Source organism: Arthrobacter sp. FW306-05-C (genome assembly GCF_021801725.1).
GTDB lineage: Bacteria > Actinomycetota > Actinomycetes > Actinomycetales > Micrococcaceae > Arthrobacter.
This window is the reverse complement of sequence record NZ_CP084557.1, coordinates 126,022-142,921: the sequence shown is the minus strand read 5'-3', so window position 1 is coordinate 142,921 and position 16,900 is coordinate 126,022. Positions and strand designations below refer to the sequence as shown.

The following is a 16,900-nucleotide window of genomic DNA, read 5'->3' as shown; positions in this document are numbered from 1 at the left end:
CACCGTGAGGACGGGCACCTTCCCGTCCGTACGCGCGTCCGAATCAAGGATGATAATGGAGGGTTCACCGTTAACAGAGGTCAGCACGGTCCCCACGCAGGAAGGGTTCGTGTCGATCCTCAACCGTGTGACGGAGGAATTGAAGCCGTAAAAGCTCAAGTTCTCCTTGCCGCTAGCAGGAAAGACGGAACCGGTGAAGGCCGAGCCGCTGCCCTTGGCAGCGCTGTCCACGGACACAGTCCCGGCCAGACTCGTCATCCTGGGCGTGGCGATCGCCGCGCACGCCATCATCTCCCAGCTGCTCTACGCCGGCCTGTACGTCACGGTCACCGCCACTGCCGCCGAACTGCGCCAGGCGGGAGAACTGATGTACTACGCCGGAGACATCACCGAACTGATCCTGGCCTTCGCCATGGTCACCGCCTGACGTCCCAGCCAAACCGGCAACCCACGAACCGGCAAGAATCCGTACCGGGAACGGTCTGACGCAGCCCACCGGCTACCTTCCTGCCCGGGCCGCCAGCGCTCATGCGCCCCATGTGCGGGCAGCGTCCTGCACCCTTGGAGCGCCGTTGGACGCGAGTTCGCCCAGTTGGTGCACACCCCAACCTGACAGGTGTCCCATTTTTCTGTGGCCTTAGCTTCCCGCCTGGGCCGAAACCTTTTCTGGTGACATGCCGTCCGTGGAGGGCGTGTAGGTGCCTTGTGAGTGGTTTCCGACCCGCAGTATCTCTCCGTTCCGCAAGTACCAGACGGCTCCGTCCTCGGTCCGGACACGGGTAATACGGAGACCCACCGACTCCACGGTTCCGACAACTTCGCTGGTCTCGATTACGTCACCGATGGCGTACTGGTCTTCCAGGGTAATGAAGATCCCTGCCAGGAAGTCACGGATAAGCTGCTGAGCGCCGAAGCCGATCGCGACGCCTAAGATCCCGACGCTCGTGAGTAGCGGTGCGATGTTTACATCCAGAGCGCCGAGTGTGTAAATGATCACAGTCACCACGATAAGGACCGCAACAGTGCTAGTCAGTAGTGATCCAATGGTTTCTGCCCGCTGGACCCTGCGTTCGTGATCCAGTGTCCGCAGTACGGGCTGCGCCCAGCGAAAGTGGGGCTTCCTCAGCATCGCGTAACCGTTGCTGACCCGCCGCACGATGCGGGAAATAACCCAGCGGGCCACACCCCAAGCCACGGCCCCCAGACCTATGGTGATCCCGATCTGGAGAACGACGGCGATCCATTTATCGCCTGTGAAAAACATTCTGTCGCACACCTGCCTTTTGTCTGGCGGAAACATCCGCGGTTGAAGAATTGGGCTTCTAGCGTATCGGCAGCAAGCCGCAGTACTGATTTCGACGCTGGCTTGAGTGCACAGATTGGCCCTTCAGGGCCGGGTGCGCGGAGCACATCAGTACCGCCCTCCACAACGGGTCCGGCAGCAGCGTGGTGCTGGCGGGCCGGGTCACTGGATAGCTGAACCTGCGCCGACGGCCTGTACCCGCCGGTGAAGTTTGCCCTCGACGGCAGATTCCCACTAGATCGACTTTAATAGCAGCCACCCCGAAGAACTATGACCAGCGGGCTATCGGCGTTCCCTCATAGCGCGGTTGTTATCTGGGGTGTGGTGGAGGCGGTTGCCGGGATGCGGTGAAGGCCTGCGATTTCGTATATTTCCTGTTCTTCGAGGGTTTCTTGTTCCAGGAGTCGTTCGGCGAGTTTGTCCAGGCGCCAGCGGTTTTCCTGCAGGAGGGCCAGTGCGCGCTGATGGCATTGCTCGACCAGGGCACGGACTTCTTCGGCGACGAGGTCCAGCATGCCTTCGGAGACGCCGGCGGCGCGGGGGTCCCCTTCCTCGGGGAGGACCTGGACGGGCCCGATGCGTTTAGACATGCCCCACCGTCCGACCATCATCCGGGCCAGGTGGGTGCTGGTCTGCAGGTCGCTTTCGGCTCCGGTGGTGACGACCCCGAAGACGAGCTCTTCTGCCGCCATGCCGCCCAGTGCGCCGACGATTCTGCCCTTGAGGTAGTTTTCGTCGTACCCGTACCGGTCTGTGTCGGGCGTGGAAAGGGTGACACCGAGTGCACGGCCGCGCGGGATGATCGAGATCTTCCGGACAGGGTCGGCGCCGGGCTCGAGCATTCCCAGCAGAGCGTGCCCGGACTCGTGGTAGGCGGTGCGCCTGCGTTCCTCGGCGGGCATGACCACGTTCCTGACGGTGCCGAGCTGGACCTTTTCCAGCGCGTCAAGCAGGTCGCGCTGGGTGACCGCGGGGCGGGAGCGTTTGACGGCCAGCAGTGCTGCCTCGTTGACGAGGTTGGCCAGTTCGGCCCCGGTCATCCCGGGGGTGATGCGGCTGATCGCGTCAAGGTCCACATCCGCGGCTAGCTTGACGTTTCCGGCGTGGACGCGCAGGATCTGGGCACGGCCGGGCTGATCTGGTGCGTGGACGGTGATGGAGCGGTCGAACCGGCCCGGGCGCAGCAGGGCGGGGTCCAGGACGTCGGGCCTGTTTGTTGCTGCCAGGACAACGATTCCTTCGGACGAGGAGAATCCGTCCATTTCGGTGAGGATCTGGTTCAGCGTTTGTTCGCGTTCATCATGTCCGCTTACGGTCAGGGAGCCGCTTCGCTTGCGCCCGATCGCGTCGATTTCATCGATGAAAATGATGGAAGGGGCAGCATTGCGGGCGGCCTGGAAAAGCTCCCGCACCCGGCTGGCTCCGACGCCGACGACCATTTCGATGAATTCGGAGGAACTTGCGTGGAAGAACGGTACCCCGGCCTCACCGGCGGTGGCCCGTGCCAGCAAGGTCTTTCCGGTCCCCGGCGGCCCGCTGAGCAGGACGCCTTTGGGCGGTTTGGCGCCGATGGCCTGGTATCTTTTGGGGTCTTTGAGGAAATCAACGACTTCAGAAATTTCCGCTTCGACCTCATCGATACCGGCTACGTCCTTGAACGTCACCCGGACCTTGTCGGGGTCCACGGGTCGAAACTTTTTCCCCGCACCTAATCCGCCTGTTCCGAGCATGCCTGACTGCTTTTTGAACAGCCACAGGTAGAAGAGGACCAGAAGCGCGATGGGAGCCACCGAAATCAGCAGGTTTGTCAGAACACCGCGTTCCTCAACGAGCGGGGTGGCGCGGACCGTGACGTTGTTTTGTTCGAGTGCACTGAGAAGGTTGTCATCGGCGAAGAGAGGGCGCTCGGTCGTGAACTGGCTGTAGTTCCTGCCGTCGCTGCCGGGCAGGGGCCTTCCGCTGCGCAGGGTACCCTCAATGCTCTGGCCCTTCGCGAAGATCTCCGCAATGTTGTTCGCCCGCACCTGCGCCTTAAATTCGGTGTAGGAAACGGATTGAGGCTGGTTTTGCTGGTCCTGGACCGTCAGGACAGCGAACACAGCCACGTACAGCAGAACAATCAGCAGAGTCCGCCACCACTGGCCTCGTTTGCCACGATCGTGCCGGGCCGCGGGCAGGCCCTCGGTCCGCCACGGCACCCTGGGCCAGGAACCAGAGCGGGACCCATGCGCGTTCTGGCCCAGCCTGTTTTGATGGCCCGCCGGTTCGTTCACGATTCACCTCCGATATCCACAACTTTCGGTGTTCACGTTTCTAGCTACCGTCCCTGCCCGCCGTCAAGGCTTCAGTCCTCGCATTCGCAGCAGTACTTGTTTCCGTCCCTTTCCTTGGCGAGTTGGCTGCGGTGGTGGACAAGGAAACAGGACATGCAGGTGAATTCATCCGCCTGGACCGGGATGACCTGAACCAGGAGTTCCTCACCGGAAAGATCGGCGCCAGGCAGCTCGAAAGCCTCGGCAAGATCGGCCTCATCGACGTCGATGACAGCCCCTTTAGGGGTGGCAGCCTCTGTCTTAAGCTCCTGGAGGGATTCGGTGGCCTCGTCTTCGGCCGTTACCCGGGGCGCGTCGTAGTCAACGGACATTCGGATTCTCCTTCACTTCCAATCAATCAAGGGACCACTGCTAAACCCGGCCAGGCGGCGCCATATTCCATGCCCTCCTGCCCTGGCTGACGAACCCACAAAATTGCACTGCGACCCCGCACGGCCAGAGGAGAAGCCCGTACAACTCCTTGGGCCCGCGCTTCTCTGCCCGTAGAGGAGTCGTGGAAGATTCCCGGTAGCAACAGGCGGCACTCCAGCCTGCAGCCAAGGAAATCTATCTGGTAGGCACGGTACTGGACGTCACCAGCGGGCGGGGCAGACTCGGAGGTGCCGGGGCGTTCGTGCTTACCGGTGCCGTGGGCTTCGCGCTTGGATCGGGGTGGCTTGTGCGGGTGGGTGTCGGTGTTGGCTGTTCAGCGGGCTCGGTGGCTGAATCCAGTGGCACAGTGCCCGATTCTTCTGTCGGCGCGTTTGGTGTCGGGTCCGAGGGTGGAGCGACTTTGTTCTCAGTAGCGTCTGAGACGACCATGGAAACACCCGACTGGAGGGCACCGGTCCCCTCCGAGAGGGCCAGGCCCGTGGCTGACTGGAAGCCAAGAATTGACCCCAGACCAACAAGGAAGATGAGGGCTGTTCCACCGACAGCACTCCGGGCCTTTGGGACTCTGGGTGACTTGCCGGGCGCATGCTGCACACCGGCAAGAGTTCCCAAGGCCCGATCCGGCAGCAGCTGCGCAGCGGAGACCTTGCCAGATGTTGCCCGCACGGTCCTGGGGACACTTTGCGGTGGCGTTGTCCGGACTGCCCCGGTCCCGCGTCTGGGCATGACGCGTTTGAGCTGGGCGTGGCTCTTTTCCAGAGAGGCGCGGAACAGCGGCAGCGCAACGGCCGATATAACGCTGAAAATGAAGGCACCGACGACGGTTCCTGTCAGACCGAGGTGCCCGCCAATGATGGAAGCCACTGCGGCGGCGGCGCCGCCGGCAATGACCTGGCTGGCACTCAGGCCGAGGGCGTTCCCGGTCACAGCAGCTTCCTTGACTCTCTCTTCGGTCTCGTCCTTTGCAGTATTGGTCATTTTTTCAACTATCTCCGTTCAGTGGTTCTACGGGGATGGTCGGTCGGTATCCACAAAAGGTGTTCATCCCATCGGCGAAGCATCTTAAAATACCTCGCCCGGCGAGTTTAAATTCCTACGCCCGAGGTGGCTTTTCCTCAACTATCTCCGGAAGGTGAGCAATGAGTATCCGGGATCGGCACTGGCGACAAGCAGTGTGGGCCGACGGTCTCCGAAAGGTGACAGTTCTTCACGCAGATCCTCCCGCACGATTCAGGAACGCCGCGGAACCGGCGCTAGTAAAGTACCTCCGGCAGCAGTCAGGGTCCCCTTTTCGGGCACCTGACGTTCTTTGCGGCCGCGGCCCAGTGCTCTGGTTTTGCCCTGCAGGGACAAGCTGAAGGCTCTCAGGACGGGGGCCTCCTGGCACCCGTCCGAATTCTATGAGCACAGCCTTAGTGGGCACTGCACAGGCGGCGCGGACGACTGGGAAATCTGCCCTGCAGAGAACCAGTGCGTCCGACCGGTTCGCGTGCTGGTAGGGATCCCTCACCCAGTTGCCACTTAACCGTTTTCGATCACGTAACCGTCCATCCGGCAGGCGCTATCGGCGTCTTGCGGAAGGCTGTCGACGAGTGTGCGGAGGTTCGTGTCGGCTCGCCCTATTCACGGCCTGAGTTGGGTGATCGGCCCTAGCTGCGCTCGGGTTGTAGCGGCGTTTTTAGATTTTTGGTGCTGTCCTTTGTGGGGTTTGTCAGCGACGCCACCGATGCTGCCACCGAGTTGTCGGGGTTCTTTGCTGGTTGTGTGTAGGCGCGGAGGACCAGGAGTGATTTTCCCTCCAGTTCCACGGTTCCGTTGGCCCCTATAAAGCCTTGGCCGGCTCGTTCTCCGGCGGTGTCGATCAGTGGTTCCCATGCTTTTGAATAGTCGGGGCCAGGCAGTTTGAAGACCACGGGACTGTCCCCGGAGTTGCAGTAGAGCAGGAAGTGGTGGTCACGGATCGGTCGGTTGCGGTGGTCGCGGCCTACGGCGTCGCCGTTGTAGAACACCCCTAGTGCACGTGCGAGGGGGTTGTCCCAGTCTTCGGGGACCATTTCGGAGGCGTCGGTGTTGAGCCAGACGATGTCCGGCAGGGGCTGGTTCAGGGTTCGCCGGGTGGGACGTCCGTTGAAAAAGCGGTTGCGGCGGAACGTGGGATGTTCGCGGCGGAGGGCGCTGGCGGCTGCGAGAAACTCGATGAGTGGTTGATCCGGTGTTTCCCAGTCGATCCATGACAGGGGTGAGTCGTGGCAGTAGGCATTGTTGTTGCCCTGCTGGCTTCTTCCCAGCTCGTCGCCGTGCACGACCATGGGAACGCCCTGGGAGAGGAATAGCGTGGCAAGGAAATTACGCTGCTGTTTGGCCCGCAGGGCGAGGATCTCGGGGTTTGTTGTGGAGCCCTCCACCCCGCAGTTCCAGGACCTGTTGTGGGATTCGCCGTCATTGTTGTTTTCCCCGTTGGCCTCGTTGTGTTTTTCGTTGTAGGTGACGAGGTCGCGAAGGGTGAATCCGTCGTGGGCGGTGATGAAGTTGATGGAGGCCACGGGCAGGCGGCCGGAGCTTTCGTAGAGGTCGGCGGAACCGGCCAGCCGGGATGCGAATTCCCCAAGGGTGGCCGGCGCCCCGCGCCAGAAGTCGCGGACGGCATCTCTGTACTTCCCGTTCCACTCCGTCCACAGCGGAGGAAAGTTGCCTACCTGGTAGCCACCGGGTCCGACATCCCATGGTTCGGCGATGAGCTTGACCTGGGAGACCACGGGATCTTGCTGCACGAGGTCGAAGAAGCTGGAGAGCCGGTCTACTTCGTAGAATTCGCGGGCGAGGGCGGCGGCGAGGTCGAAACGGAAACCGTCCACGTGCATTTCCAGCACCCAGTACCGCAGCGAATCCATCAGTAATTGCAGGGCGTGGGGGTGTCGGACGTTCAGGGTGTTTCCGGTCCCTGTGTAGTCGAGGTAGTGCTGCTGGTCCTGGTCCATGAGCCGGTAGTAGGCCCTGTTGTCGATGCCCTTGAAGGACAGTGTGGGGCCAAGGTGGTTGCCCTCGGCTGTGTGGTTGTAGACGACGTCGAGGATCACTTCGATGCCGGCACTATGCAGGGAACGGACCATCGCCTTGAACTCCTGCACCTGCTGCCCCGGGCGGGTGCTGGAGCTGTAGCTTTCGTGCGGGGCGAAAAACCCGATGGTGCTGTATCCCCAGTAATTGCTTAACCCCTTTTCCTGGAGCACGCTGTCCTGGACAAATTGGTGTACAGGCATCAGCTCAATGGCCGTGACGCCCAGCTTCTGCAGGTGCTCGATCACGGCGGGGTGCGCGATGCCGGCGTAGGTTCCCCGTTCCTTCTCCGGGACCTCGGGATGGGTCATGGTCAGACCCTTCACGTGGGCCTCATAAATCACCGTGTCGTTGTAGGGGACCTTCGGCGGCCGGTCATGCTGCCAGTCGAAAAAGGGGCTGATCACCACTGACCGCATCGCGTCAGGTGCCGAATCCTGGGCGTTGAAGGAATGAGGATCTCCGAAGTTGTAGGAGAACATTGTCTGGCCCCAGTTGATGGTTCCACTCATGGCTTTGGCGTAGGGGTCCATCAGGAGCTTGTTCACGTTACAGCGCAGGCCCAGGGCCGGGTCGTAGGGGCCGTCCACCCGGTAACCGTAGAGCTGCCCGGGCAGGACGTGCGGAAGGTAGCAGTGCCACACGAACCCATCCACAGCCTCGAGCCGGATCCGCTGCTCCAGCCCGGAGTCATCAAACAAGCACAGATACACCTCTGCTGCCACCTCGCTGAAAAGAGCAAAGTTTGTCCCGCTGCCGTCATAGGTGGCACCCAGCGGATAAGAACTACCCGTCCAGACCTCCACGTTCACCTCCCTATCGAAAGTGCTCCCATCCAACCACACCAAGGGCCACGGCGGACGCCATCTACCATCAGGCCGCGGCCGGCCCGTCTTTAGTATGTTCATTTCGGTTGGGGAGCCTGCTGGCCAGGGAAACATTGGATGGACCTGAAATTCAGGCTGCCCCACTTTACTGCCGTCATAGGTGGCACCCATCATCACGAAGATAACCAGATGGGACGAGGGCTTTGCCGCATTTTGGGCCTCTCCGTTCGGCTTCTGAAACCGGAACGTCCCGGGCTTGTCAGTCCTGAACGGAATCTTGGGCGGTGGCAGACTACGGCGCCCCCGGGGCGGTGTCGCTGGGCACCTTCCCGTTCACCAGGTTGGGACGTTGTTTCCGGTGCCGCCGGTGCCTTGGGTGCCACCAGCAAAAGTGTTCCCAGGTGGCCGCTGATTTTTTTGGGTGCCGGTGCCAAACTAATGCAAGGAGGTGCGAAGTCCGGATCTCCCGGTGCACGTCCTTGGACCGGGGAATCAGCACTGGAGGTGACAGGAGGAAGAAATGAACCGTGGATCACGGCCAGAAGCGCCGGAAGCTGACGCGTTCGAGCAGCAGATACCTGTTCTGCCTGAAGGCACCGAAGAAATCGACGTGGGCTCGCTGCCCGCCGAGGCCCCGGAAGCGGATGTCATCGAGCAGCGTACAGACGTGCTGCCCTACGGGACGGGCCGCAGGGTGACTGCAGAGGATGCAGGACTTGAGGCCTCGGAAGCAGATCTGATCGAACAGGCCGCGGCGCCTCCCTTCTATGACGAAGAGGATTACCCGGACGCACGCGAGGAACCGTTCTAAAACTCGGGCGCGGGGCGGCACATGCAGGGCCTATGCCCTGATGACCAGGATCTGCCGGGTAAGCCCGGCCCACTGGGCAGACGGAGCGCTGGGCATGGGTTTGGGCGGCCAAAAGTGCGTTGAGTTGCCGCTTCCGCTTCCAAAGGCAGTAAGGCGCCTGTTCTACAGCTGCTGGCAGGAAAACTTCCTTCCGGTGACCGCCCGGTCTTTTCTAGGTCGTCCGTCGGGCAAGTCATGGGCAGGGCTATGCCTTGTCGTGGCGAACCTCCTATTGGTGCAAGTTCGCAGTAAGGGCGCCGCCGTGGGTGGCTCCGTCAGGTAAGGGAGTGCATGGTGAGTGGGGAAGGAACACCGATTGCCTATACGGCATTGAGAAAAGGAACGCCGGTCCTCTCCGCCTCCGGGCTGCGTTTCGGAGCAGTGGACAAGGTTTTGGACGACGCAACGGGGAGTATTCTGCACGGCATCGTTGTGACAACTAAGGAGGGGCGCCGATTTGTGGCCAGGGATTCCATTGTGAGGATGACAACAACCCAGGTCCAATGCAGCATCAGCGACAACGAAGTGGGTACCTTGCCTCCCGCTGTCCGGCGCAGGCCGCGCTTTGTCCTCAGGCTGCCGCGCCGAACGAAGGCTGCCGGCCGGTGAAGGCGCCCCGGTCTTATACATGAGGAAACATCCAGGGGAACGGGTCGTATTCCAGTGACATGGCAGAGCGTGATGAGGCCGCCTTTACCCCATTGGGTCTTTCGGCCCAGCACGTCCGGCTCGCGGTCGACGATGGGACGGAAGGATTCCGGAACTAACGCCACATTTCAGGAGGCGGCTTGCATGTGGTGCTTTTACTGACGAACCGGTCTTGCAAGTCTCAAACCTCAGTGATAGAAAATCTATATCAGCCGACATAGATATGTCCGGTCATTTATTGATCAAAGGAGGTATGTCATGTTGATGATGAGTGATCCGTTCCGCCAGTTCGACCGGTTGACGCAGCAGGTGCTCGGCACTGCGGCGCGCCCAGCGGCGATGGCATTGGATGCCTGGCGCGACGGCAAGGAGTTCGTGGTCGCGGTGGATTTGCCCGGCGTCGATACGGGATCGCTGGATGTGAAGGTTGAGCAAAACGTTCTGACCATCCGGGCCGAGCGAAAGGACAATCTTGGTGAAGGTGCCGAATTGCTCGCTGCTGAGCGCCCGCGCGGTGTCTTTAGCCGACAGCTGATTCTGGGCGAAGCGCTCGATACAGGCAAGGTGAAGGCAGCTTACGATAGTGGCGTCCTCACGGTCCGCATTCCGGTGGCGGAGAAGGCCCAGCCGCGGAAGATTGAAGTCACGTCCGGAGCAGGCGCACAGCAGCAAATTAGTGCCTAACAGCCGGGAAGGATGCCTTAGCTGTAGCCTTGCCTCGTGGGCGGTTGGGTTCAATCAAAAGCGCCACTGCGCCTAACGGCGTGCAGGCGGGATCAGGGCTCAGGCATCCTTCCCTTAAGCAGTGGTCCGTGTTCGACTCGACACCATCCTGAACTTCCATAAAGTCAACGAGACCTGGCAACGCCGCGCCTTATACCCTGCGATTGCCCTGTTATACCTGGAAAATCGTGATGGAAGGCTGGAAGATTTTCGGGGTCGGGATTGTTTATTTGGCGGACCAAGGAGGCATCGGAAAGGAGTTCCGTCATGATTCGTATAGCCATCGTGCTGGGGAGCACGCGACCGGGGCGGCTGGGAAGGGCTGTGGCCGATTGGGTGCAGGCACGGGCGCAGGAGCGCGGGGACGCGGCGTTCGAGGTCCTGGACGTGGCCGACTTCAATCTGCCGCTGCTGGATGAGCCGCTGCCGCCCTCCACCGGGATGAACAGCCATGGGCACACCAAGGCCTGGTCCGACGCGGTCGCCGCTTTCGATGGCTACATCTTTGTCACCGGTGAGTACAACCATTCGATTCCCGGGGCGTTGAAGAACGCCCTTGACTACCTATACAGGGAATGGAACAACAAGTCCGCCGGCTTCGTCAGCTACGGCAGCGCCGGCGGTACCCGCGCGGCAGAGCACCTGCGGGCCATTGCCGGGGAGCTGCACCTGGCGGACGTCCGCGCCCAGGTCGCCCTGCCCCTGGCCACTGAGTTTGAAAACTACCGGACCTTCACGCCGTCAGAGGGTGCCGAGAAGAACCTGCAGACCCTGCTTGACCAGGTCATCGCGTGGGCCGGTGCGCTGAAGGTCCTGCGCACGGGCAAGGACGAGGAAAGTCGTTCCTACGCTCTCGCCGGCCGAGCCAGGGAGTAGATCCAGGACGGGCAGCAATTCCTGAACGCGCGGGAGGAGCAGCAATGAGCGCAGAACTTGACCTGCTGCGGTCTCTGGCAACAGTGATCGGGACCGCGGAGGCTACCCTGGACGCCGCGTATGCGGCGTTGCGGGGATCGGCCTCGGCTTTGCTCGCCAGCGGGACCTCGTCCCTGGCGGAAGTCAGCGAGGCCTCAGGGCTGTGTGAGGCCGAGCTCCTGGATCTGCTGGTCCTGACGGCCGATGAAATGGCTTTCGAGCACATGTTCCGTGAGGGTCCGCGCGGCTTGGACGGACCTGCCGCGGAACTCTAGCAGGTCCGCAGGAAGCCCTGATCATCAGGGGCTTCATGGGCATACTGGTGTCAAATGGGGTCCCGGCGCCGGTTGTACGGTTGCCGTGGGACCGGGCAGAAGAGAAGGAGGTGGCCGCGATGGCCAACATAATGCGCTGGGGTGGCGCTGACATCACTGAACCCTTTCGCCGGTTCCTGGAAGGGGACATGGCTTCCTGGCTTCGGGTTGAGGAATACCGTGACGCCGGGTCCATGGTGGTCAGGGCCGAGGTCCCGGGAATCGATCCTCAGAACGACGTCGACATTGAGCTTGTCGGCAACGACCTGCGGATCAACGTACGCAATGAGGAGAAGTCCGAACACAAGGACAAGGACGGATACCGCTCTGAGTTCAGGTACGGCACCTTCTCCCGCACCGTAGGCCTGCCAGGACCCGTCAACGAGAGTGACATCCGTGCGACCTACGATGACGGGATCCTCGAGGTCCGCATCCCGCTGCCGGAAAACGCAGGGACGGCGTCCCGGAAAATACTGGTCAGCAGAGGAGACGCAGCAGCCGGAACTGGCACCGGTGCCGCTGCTGGTCCAGCCGGTACAGGCGGGTCCCAGTCCTAACGCCGTCCCGCCGCCGGTCGGTAACAGTGCAACCACAACCAGCCGGACTGAGGAAAGATACACGCCGACGGATCGAGGGGTCGAGAGCGCCACGTGCTGAGCCTTACGGCTGACGCAAACCTGTCGTCGATCAGGATAAAGGGGATGCTCGCCGCTGGACGGGCCTGAAGCGTCTTAGCTTGCAGTTGTTATTAGGCCGGGCAGCCACCCCTTGGCCCCGGCGGCTGAGCACGTTCAACCGCATAAGATCAGGACCTCCTGAAGGACCGTCATTAGCCGGAGGTACGGAGGCAGCTGCGCCGGTACGGCCGTTACGCGAGTCCACCGGCGACTGCCTCCGCTTGTCCCAGGAGATAATTGCCGGGACCGGGAATGTGTTTCCCCCTCCCGGCACCTCCTTACCTCCCCAACTATTTCCGGAGACGGCTTTTGATGTTTGATCCTGCAACGCTTTCCTTCGCGCTGACATACGCGGGAACGTTGGCAGTGGCTGCTTTGATGTTTATTGGGCAGCTCGCCGCCTTCACCATCCTTCTGACGTTGGCCGGGATTGTCTGGATTCTGACCCTTCCCGTCTGCACGCTGATCCGGCGAGGAGACAAGTGACTCGAAGCTTCTGACCTCGCCGGGCAGCAGGGCCGCGATGGCAGGATGAGGACAGTTGCACTGCTGGGCATTGCCGCAGTCGTTTCCGGCATCATGCTGCTGCTGCTTATGTTCAGCGGCCGCATCGGCACCCACACAGTCGCCTCAGCCCTCAGCCCTCACCCTCTCAGCCGGGCTCGGCCTCTACCGTCTGCCTGAGGAACGGCTCATCATCGGGGCAGCGCCATCCCCCGCCCGGTACAGTGAACGGGCAACTTTGTGCGTTACGGGTATTTTCACCGGTGGTCGGCTGCTGCCAGCGGTTCGGCAATGGACCACCCGCAGATTCCCCCGAGGAAGGCTTCAATCATGACGATGGTGGATAACGCCGTTTACGTCAACGGACACAGGACTGATAACCCGCGGAACCTGGACGAGACGTATGAGGTGATGCGTGAACGGCGCGGTATGGCGTGGATCGGTTTGTACCGGCCGGAGCCAGCGGAAATTCAGTCAGTCGCCGCAGAGTTCAGCCTTCATGAGCTTGCTGTCGAGGACGCCCTGCACGGGCACCAGCGGTCCAAGCTGGAACGCTATGGTGAAACCCTTTTCACTGTCCTGCGGCCAGCGAGGTACCTCGATGAGGTTGAAAAGGTCGAATTCGGTGAACTGCACGTCTTCATTGGCCCTGACTTTGCCGTGACCATCCGCCATGCCGAGTCTCCGGACCTGAAGCGCGTCCGTCAGCGGCTCGAGACTGATCCGGAGCTCCTGACCCTGGGACCTCAGGCAGTGTTGTACGCGATCCTGGACGAAGTCGTGGACCAGTACGAACCCGTCGTGGCCGGCCTGGAGAACGACATAGACGAGATTGAGGACGAGCTGTTCGGCTCAAACCCCGACGTCACCCGCCGCATCTATGAACTGTCCCGTGAAGTCATAGAATTCCAGCGGGCCACCCACCCGCTGCGCGGAATGCTCGAAGCCCTGCTCCGCGGATCGACAAGTACGCCCTGGACTTAGAGCTGCAGCGACGACTCCGGGACGTTCACGACCACGTCCTGCGACTGGTGGAACGAGTCGACGGGTTCCGGGCCCTACTGCAGAATGCCCTGACCGTTAATGCAGCGCTGGTGGGCCAGCGGCAAAACGAAGAGATGCGCCACCTCACAGAGTCCAGCCTCGCCCAGAACGAGGAAGTCAAAAAGATCTCCTCTTGGGCCGCGATCCTGTTCGCCCCCACCCTCGTCGGCACCGTTTACGGCATGAACTTCAATTACATGCCCGAATTAGACTGGGTCCTTGGCTACCCCTTTGCACTGGCACTCATGCTGGTGATGGGCATTGTCCTTTACCTGTCCTTCAAGCACCGTAAGTGGCTGTAGGGCACTCTTGGCCGCCAGTAAAACTGCACTCTGTCACGGGCGATTCCCGACGTGGGAGCTCCTCTTCCTGCTCTCCGCTCTAGCGCTGGTAGTCTCCTTCGGATGGCTACAAAACTGATCACAGTCCTTGAAGACGACCTTGACGGCACAGAGGCTGTGGAGACCGTGAGCTTCCAGCTCGACGACACCACGTACGAGATCGACCTCAACGCCATCCACGCAGCTGAGCTAAGGTCCATCCTGGAGCCCTACATCATGGCCGGCAGGAAGCAGCGCAACAGCGGCACGGCCAAGCGAACACCAGCCCGGACCAGCGGCCCCACCACAGCCCAGGTCCGGGCGTGGGCGCAGGAACAAGGGATTAACGTCAACAACCGCGGCCGGGTAGGAGCAGATCTTCTGGCCCAGTATGAAGCGGCCCACTAACCTGCAGTACCGCCAGCTGTGTGTCTGCTTGTCCTTACCTTTATTCAGCAAGCCGTTACGTACCGGCGTGCAGTGTGGGCAACGACAGTCCAGGTAACTCCTTCACTTTCCCCATTCCCGCACAGCCGTGGTGAGAACAGAAGGCGCCTTTTCGACCTCGATCTGCCCGGCTTCGATGGCATTGAAGCTGCACGACGGATCCGTGTACTTTCAGCGATGCGTACCTGATGGTAATCACCAAACTTGCGTCTGTGGAGGACGTTCTCGTGGGCCTCGCTGCCGGTGCTGACGACTATTTGGGCAAACCCTTCGGCAGCATGAGCCGGGCCCGCATCGGGGCGATGCTGCGCAGCCCCGAGTACGGCTTTCAAGGATGCCTGTCCTGAACTGACCTGTGGCCGGTGGTAGCGTGACCGCTATGCGTTTCGTGCCCGCTGTGAGGCGAAGAATTTCCGCTCTGTCCGGGATCGTTTCAGTAACACTGCGAACTTTGTCGTCGGTAGCGAACGATGCAGCGCAGGGCCTCTCCCCCAAGCATCCGGCGCAGGTCATCGTGTTGGGCTTCGCGGCTGCAGTGGCTGCCGGGACTGGTCTGCTGATGCTCCCGGTGGCGAAAGAGGGCCCCGGTGGTGCGGGGATTCTGGAGGCATTGTTCACTGCGACCTCGTCGGTGTGCGTGACGGGGCTGATCACCGTTGACACACTTGTGTTCTGGTCCGGGTTTGGGCACGTCGTGATCCTGGCATTGATTCAGATAGGTGGGTTCGGTGTGATGTCCTTCGGCACGCTATTGGGTGTCCTGATGGCCCGCCGGTTGGGGCTGCGCTCCCGTATGACGACAGCGACCGAAACCAAAAGCACCGGTTTCGGCGACATCACAAGAGTTCTGCTCGGCGTCCTGACGATTACAGCAATAGTGGAACTCCTGCTCACCGCGATCCTCACCGTCCGCTTCATGGCCGGCTACGACTACCCCTTGGGGAAAGCTCTCTGGCATGGGTTCTTCCACTCCGTGTCCTCGTTCAATAACGCAGGTTTCGCCCTGTATTCGGACAATCTCATCGGCTTCGCCGGGGACCCCTGGATCTGCCTGCCGATCGCGTTCGCGGTCATCATCGGCGGCTTGGGCTTTCCCGTGCTGTTCGAGCTGCGCCGCCGTTACCGTACCCCTGTGCACTGGAGCATGAACACCAAACTCGTCCTGGCCGGCACTGCCTTCCTCTTGACCAGCGGAACAGTGTTCCTGACAGCCGTTGAATGGGCCAACCCCGCTACCTTGGGAGCCCTTCACCCGGCCGAGCGCGTTCTGGCGGGGTTCTTCCAATCGGTCATTACCCGCACGGCCGGGTTCAACAGTATCGACATTGGCCAGATGCACCCCGTGTCCTGGCTGGGGATGGACATCCTCATGCTCATCGGCGGCGGGCCCGCAGGCACCGCTGGTGGCCTGAAAATCACCACGTTCGCTGTTCTGCTCTTCATACTCACTACTGAACTGCGCGGCGACACCGCCGTAAACATTTTCGGCAAACGCCTCTCCCGCGCCGTCCACCGCCAGGCCATCACGGTCGTCCTGCTCGCCCTGGCCCTGATCGTGAGCTCCACGATGTTCCTGATGCTGATCACAGACTTCGGACAGGAAAAGATCCTGTTCGAAGTCATCTCCGCTTTCGCGACCGTCGGCCTGTCCACCGGCATCACCGCGGGCATGCCCCCAGCGGGACAGATCGTGCTGATCCTGCTGATGTTCATCGGCCGGCTCGGCCCCGTCACCCTCGGCGTGGCCCTCGCGGTCCGTACCCGCCCGGTTCTTTACGAATACCCCAAGGAAAGGCCCCTCATTGGCTAGAAAAATCATCTTCTCCCGCGCCCCCGAACGGCTCGCCAAAGCAGATTCGGTCGCCGTGATCGGGCTGGGCCGCTTCGGCGGGTCCCTGGCACTGGAGCTGGAAGCCCAAGGAACCGAGGTGTTGGGAATCGACGCGGACGAGAGCATCGTCCAGTCCTTCAACGGCCGCCTCACCCACGTCGTGAGGGCCGATTCCACCCAGGAAGAAGTCCTCCGGCAACTCTCCGTCCACGAGTTCGACCGCGCCGTGGTGGGCATCGGCACCGACATCGAGGCCAGCATCCTCACCACCTCCCGGCTCCTGAAATTCCAAGGCCCACAGATCTGGGCCAAAGCCATCTCCGAACCACATGCCGAAATCCTCGGCCAGCTCGGCGTGGACCATGTCATCAGGCCCGAACACGACATGGGCAAACGCGTCGCGCACCTGGTCCGCGGCGGGATCCTTGACTACGTCGAGTTCGAAGACGACTTCGTCATGGTCCGCACCACTCCCCCGGCCGAGGCGCAGGACAGGCCCCTGGGAATCCTCGGGCTTCGGGACAAGTACGGCATCACCATCGTCGCGTTCAAACGCCTCGGCGGGACCTGGGGCCACACCACAGCCCAAACCGTCCTCTACAACGATGACCAAATCATCGTCCAAGGCAGCAAAACCGACGCCGAAAAATTCAGCACCCTCCCCTGACACTGATCCTCCTCCGGGGCGTCATGAGAGCATGAGGAATTACGGTCGACCGTCGAGGTCGTACTGTT

Annotated in this window: 16 protein-coding genes and 1 pseudogene; 12 read left to right on the top strand and 5 right to left on the bottom strand. The window is 61.5% G+C overall.

The window, feature by feature from the left end; translation table 11 throughout:
• Positions 1-193: 193 nt before the first annotated feature.
• The gene (locus LFT44_RS21410; RefSeq protein WP_236803103.1) at positions 194-427 is read left to right on the top strand and encodes a hypothetical protein; all 234 of its coding nucleotides are present in this window, start codon (positions 194-196) and stop codon (positions 425-427) included.
• A 210-nt stretch (positions 428-637) separates the two neighbouring features.
• On the opposite strand, the gene LFT44_RS21405 is transcribed toward LFT44_RS21410, so the two are convergent.
• From LFT44_RS21405 to glgX, 5 genes are all read right to left on the bottom strand, one after another.
• Entirely contained in the window at positions 638-1,264 is a 627-nt protein-coding gene (locus tag LFT44_RS21405; protein WP_236803102.1) for a mechanosensitive ion channel family protein, read from the bottom strand.
• A 335-nt stretch (positions 1,265-1,599) separates the two neighbouring features.
• Positions 1,600-3,576 (bottom strand): ATP-dependent zinc metalloprotease FtsH, encoded by a 1,977-nt coding sequence (ftsH, locus tag LFT44_RS21400; RefSeq protein ID WP_236803101.1) that lies wholly within the window; start codon positions 3,574-3,576, stop codon positions 1,600-1,602.
• 71 nt (positions 3,577-3,647) lie between these two features.
• Complete coding sequence (locus tag LFT44_RS21395) at positions 3,648-3,947, bottom strand: DUF4193 domain-containing protein (RefSeq protein ID WP_236803100.1); 300 nt, start codon at positions 3,945-3,947, stop codon at positions 3,648-3,650.
• Positions 3,948-4,182: 235 nt separating this feature from the next.
• The gene (locus LFT44_RS21390) at positions 4,183-4,986 is read right to left on the bottom strand and encodes a hypothetical protein (RefSeq protein WP_236803099.1); all 804 of its coding nucleotides are present in this window, start codon (positions 4,984-4,986) and stop codon (positions 4,183-4,185) included.
• A 671-nt stretch (positions 4,987-5,657) separates the two neighbouring features.
• Positions 5,658-7,871 (bottom strand): glycogen debranching protein GlgX, encoded by a 2,214-nt coding sequence (gene glgX, locus LFT44_RS21385; protein WP_236803098.1) that lies wholly within the window; start codon positions 7,869-7,871, stop codon positions 5,658-5,660.
• A 541-nt stretch (positions 7,872-8,412) separates the two neighbouring features.
• Between glgX and LFT44_RS21380 the strand changes: the two genes are divergently transcribed.
• The 11 genes and pseudogenes from LFT44_RS21380 to LFT44_RS21330 all read left to right on the top strand — a co-directional run bounded on the left by LFT44_RS21380 (position 8,413) and on the right by LFT44_RS21330 (position 16,832).
• Positions 8,413-8,703, top strand: a complete 291-nt coding sequence (locus LFT44_RS21380) for a hypothetical protein (protein ID WP_236803097.1) — start codon at positions 8,413-8,415, stop codon at positions 8,701-8,703.
• A 945-nt stretch (positions 8,704-9,648) separates the two neighbouring features.
• Positions 9,649-10,074, top strand: coding sequence for an Hsp20/alpha crystallin family protein (locus tag LFT44_RS21375; RefSeq protein ID WP_236803096.1), 426 nt, complete (start codon positions 9,649-9,651; stop codon positions 10,072-10,074).
• A gap of 306 nt (positions 10,075-10,380) precedes the next feature.
• Positions 10,381-10,989: an NADPH-dependent FMN reductase gene (locus tag LFT44_RS21370; protein ID WP_236803095.1), complete on the top strand. Its 609-nt coding sequence runs from the start codon at positions 10,381-10,383 to the stop codon at positions 10,987-10,989.
• 44 nt (positions 10,990-11,033) lie between these two features.
• Positions 11,034-11,303, top strand: a complete 270-nt coding sequence (locus LFT44_RS21365) for a hypothetical protein (protein ID WP_236803094.1) — start codon at positions 11,034-11,036, stop codon at positions 11,301-11,303.
• A gap of 119 nt (positions 11,304-11,422) precedes the next feature.
• Positions 11,423-11,899 carry an Hsp20/alpha crystallin family protein gene (locus LFT44_RS21360; RefSeq protein ID WP_236803093.1) on the top strand — a complete coding sequence of 159 codons (477 nt, stop codon included), beginning with the start codon at positions 11,423-11,425 and terminating at the stop codon, positions 11,897-11,899.
• A gap of 432 nt (positions 11,900-12,331) precedes the next feature.
• Complete coding sequence (locus LFT44_RS21355) at positions 12,332-12,505, top strand: hypothetical protein (RefSeq protein WP_236803092.1); 174 nt, start codon at positions 12,332-12,334, stop codon at positions 12,503-12,505.
• A gap of 348 nt (positions 12,506-12,853) precedes the next feature.
• Positions 12,854-13,869 (top strand): annotated as a pseudogene (locus LFT44_RS21350) (magnesium and cobalt transport protein CorA).
• A 102-nt stretch (positions 13,870-13,971) separates the two neighbouring features.
• Positions 13,972-14,295, top strand: coding sequence for a histone-like nucleoid-structuring protein Lsr2 (locus LFT44_RS21345; RefSeq protein ID WP_236803091.1), 324 nt, complete (start codon positions 13,972-13,974; stop codon positions 14,293-14,295).
• Positions 14,296-14,522: 227 nt separating this feature from the next.
• A complete protein-coding gene (locus LFT44_RS21340) occupies positions 14,523-14,681 on the top strand; it encodes a hypothetical protein (protein WP_236803090.1) in 159 nt (52 codons plus the stop codon).
• A 32-nt stretch (positions 14,682-14,713) separates the two neighbouring features.
• Entirely contained in the window at positions 14,714-16,144 is a 1,431-nt protein-coding gene (locus tag LFT44_RS21335) for a TrkH family potassium uptake protein (protein ID WP_236803089.1), read from the top strand.
• Positions 16,137-16,832, top strand: coding sequence for a potassium channel family protein (locus tag LFT44_RS21330; protein ID WP_236803088.1), 696 nt, complete (start codon positions 16,137-16,139; stop codon positions 16,830-16,832). The genes LFT44_RS21335 and LFT44_RS21330 overlap by 8 nt, the downstream gene beginning before the upstream one ends.
• Positions 16,833-16,900: the final 68 nt, after the last annotated feature.

Excerpts from the sequence above, each read along its gene's own strand:
- LFT44_RS21345 (WP_236803091.1), top strand. The coding sequence starts at position 13,972 with ATGGCTACAAAACTGATCACAGTCCTTGAAGACGACCTTGACGGCACA.
- LFT44_RS21355 (WP_236803092.1), top strand. The coding sequence starts at position 12,332 with ATGTTTGATCCTGCAACGCTTTCCTTCGCGCTGACATACGCGGGAACG.
- LFT44_RS21360 (WP_236803093.1), top strand. The coding sequence starts at position 11,423 with ATGGCCAACATAATGCGCTGGGGTGGCGCTGACATCACTGAACCCTTT.
- LFT44_RS21340 (WP_236803090.1), top strand. The coding sequence starts at position 14,523 with ATGGTAATCACCAAACTTGCGTCTGTGGAGGACGTTCTCGTGGGCCTC.
- LFT44_RS21395 (WP_236803100.1), bottom strand. The coding sequence starts at position 3,947 with ATGTCCGTTGACTACGACGCGCCCCGGGTAACGGCCGAAGACGAGGCC.
- LFT44_RS21375 (WP_236803096.1), top strand. The coding sequence starts at position 9,649 with ATGTTGATGATGAGTGATCCGTTCCGCCAGTTCGACCGGTTGACGCAG.
- LFT44_RS21365 (WP_236803094.1), top strand. The coding sequence starts at position 11,034 with ATGAGCGCAGAACTTGACCTGCTGCGGTCTCTGGCAACAGTGATCGGG.
- LFT44_RS21370 (WP_236803095.1), top strand. The coding sequence starts at position 10,381 with ATGATTCGTATAGCCATCGTGCTGGGGAGCACGCGACCGGGGCGGCTG.
- LFT44_RS21380 (WP_236803097.1), top strand. The coding sequence starts at position 8,413 with ATGAACCGTGGATCACGGCCAGAAGCGCCGGAAGCTGACGCGTTCGAG.
- LFT44_RS21335 (WP_236803089.1), top strand. The coding sequence starts at position 14,714 with ATGCGTTTCGTGCCCGCTGTGAGGCGAAGAATTTCCGCTCTGTCCGGG.
- LFT44_RS21405 (WP_236803102.1), bottom strand. The coding sequence starts at position 1,264 with ATGTTTTTCACAGGCGATAAATGGATCGCCGTCGTTCTCCAGATCGGG.
- LFT44_RS21390 (WP_236803099.1), bottom strand. The coding sequence starts at position 4,986 with ATGACCAATACTGCAAAGGACGAGACCGAAGAGAGAGTCAAGGAAGCT.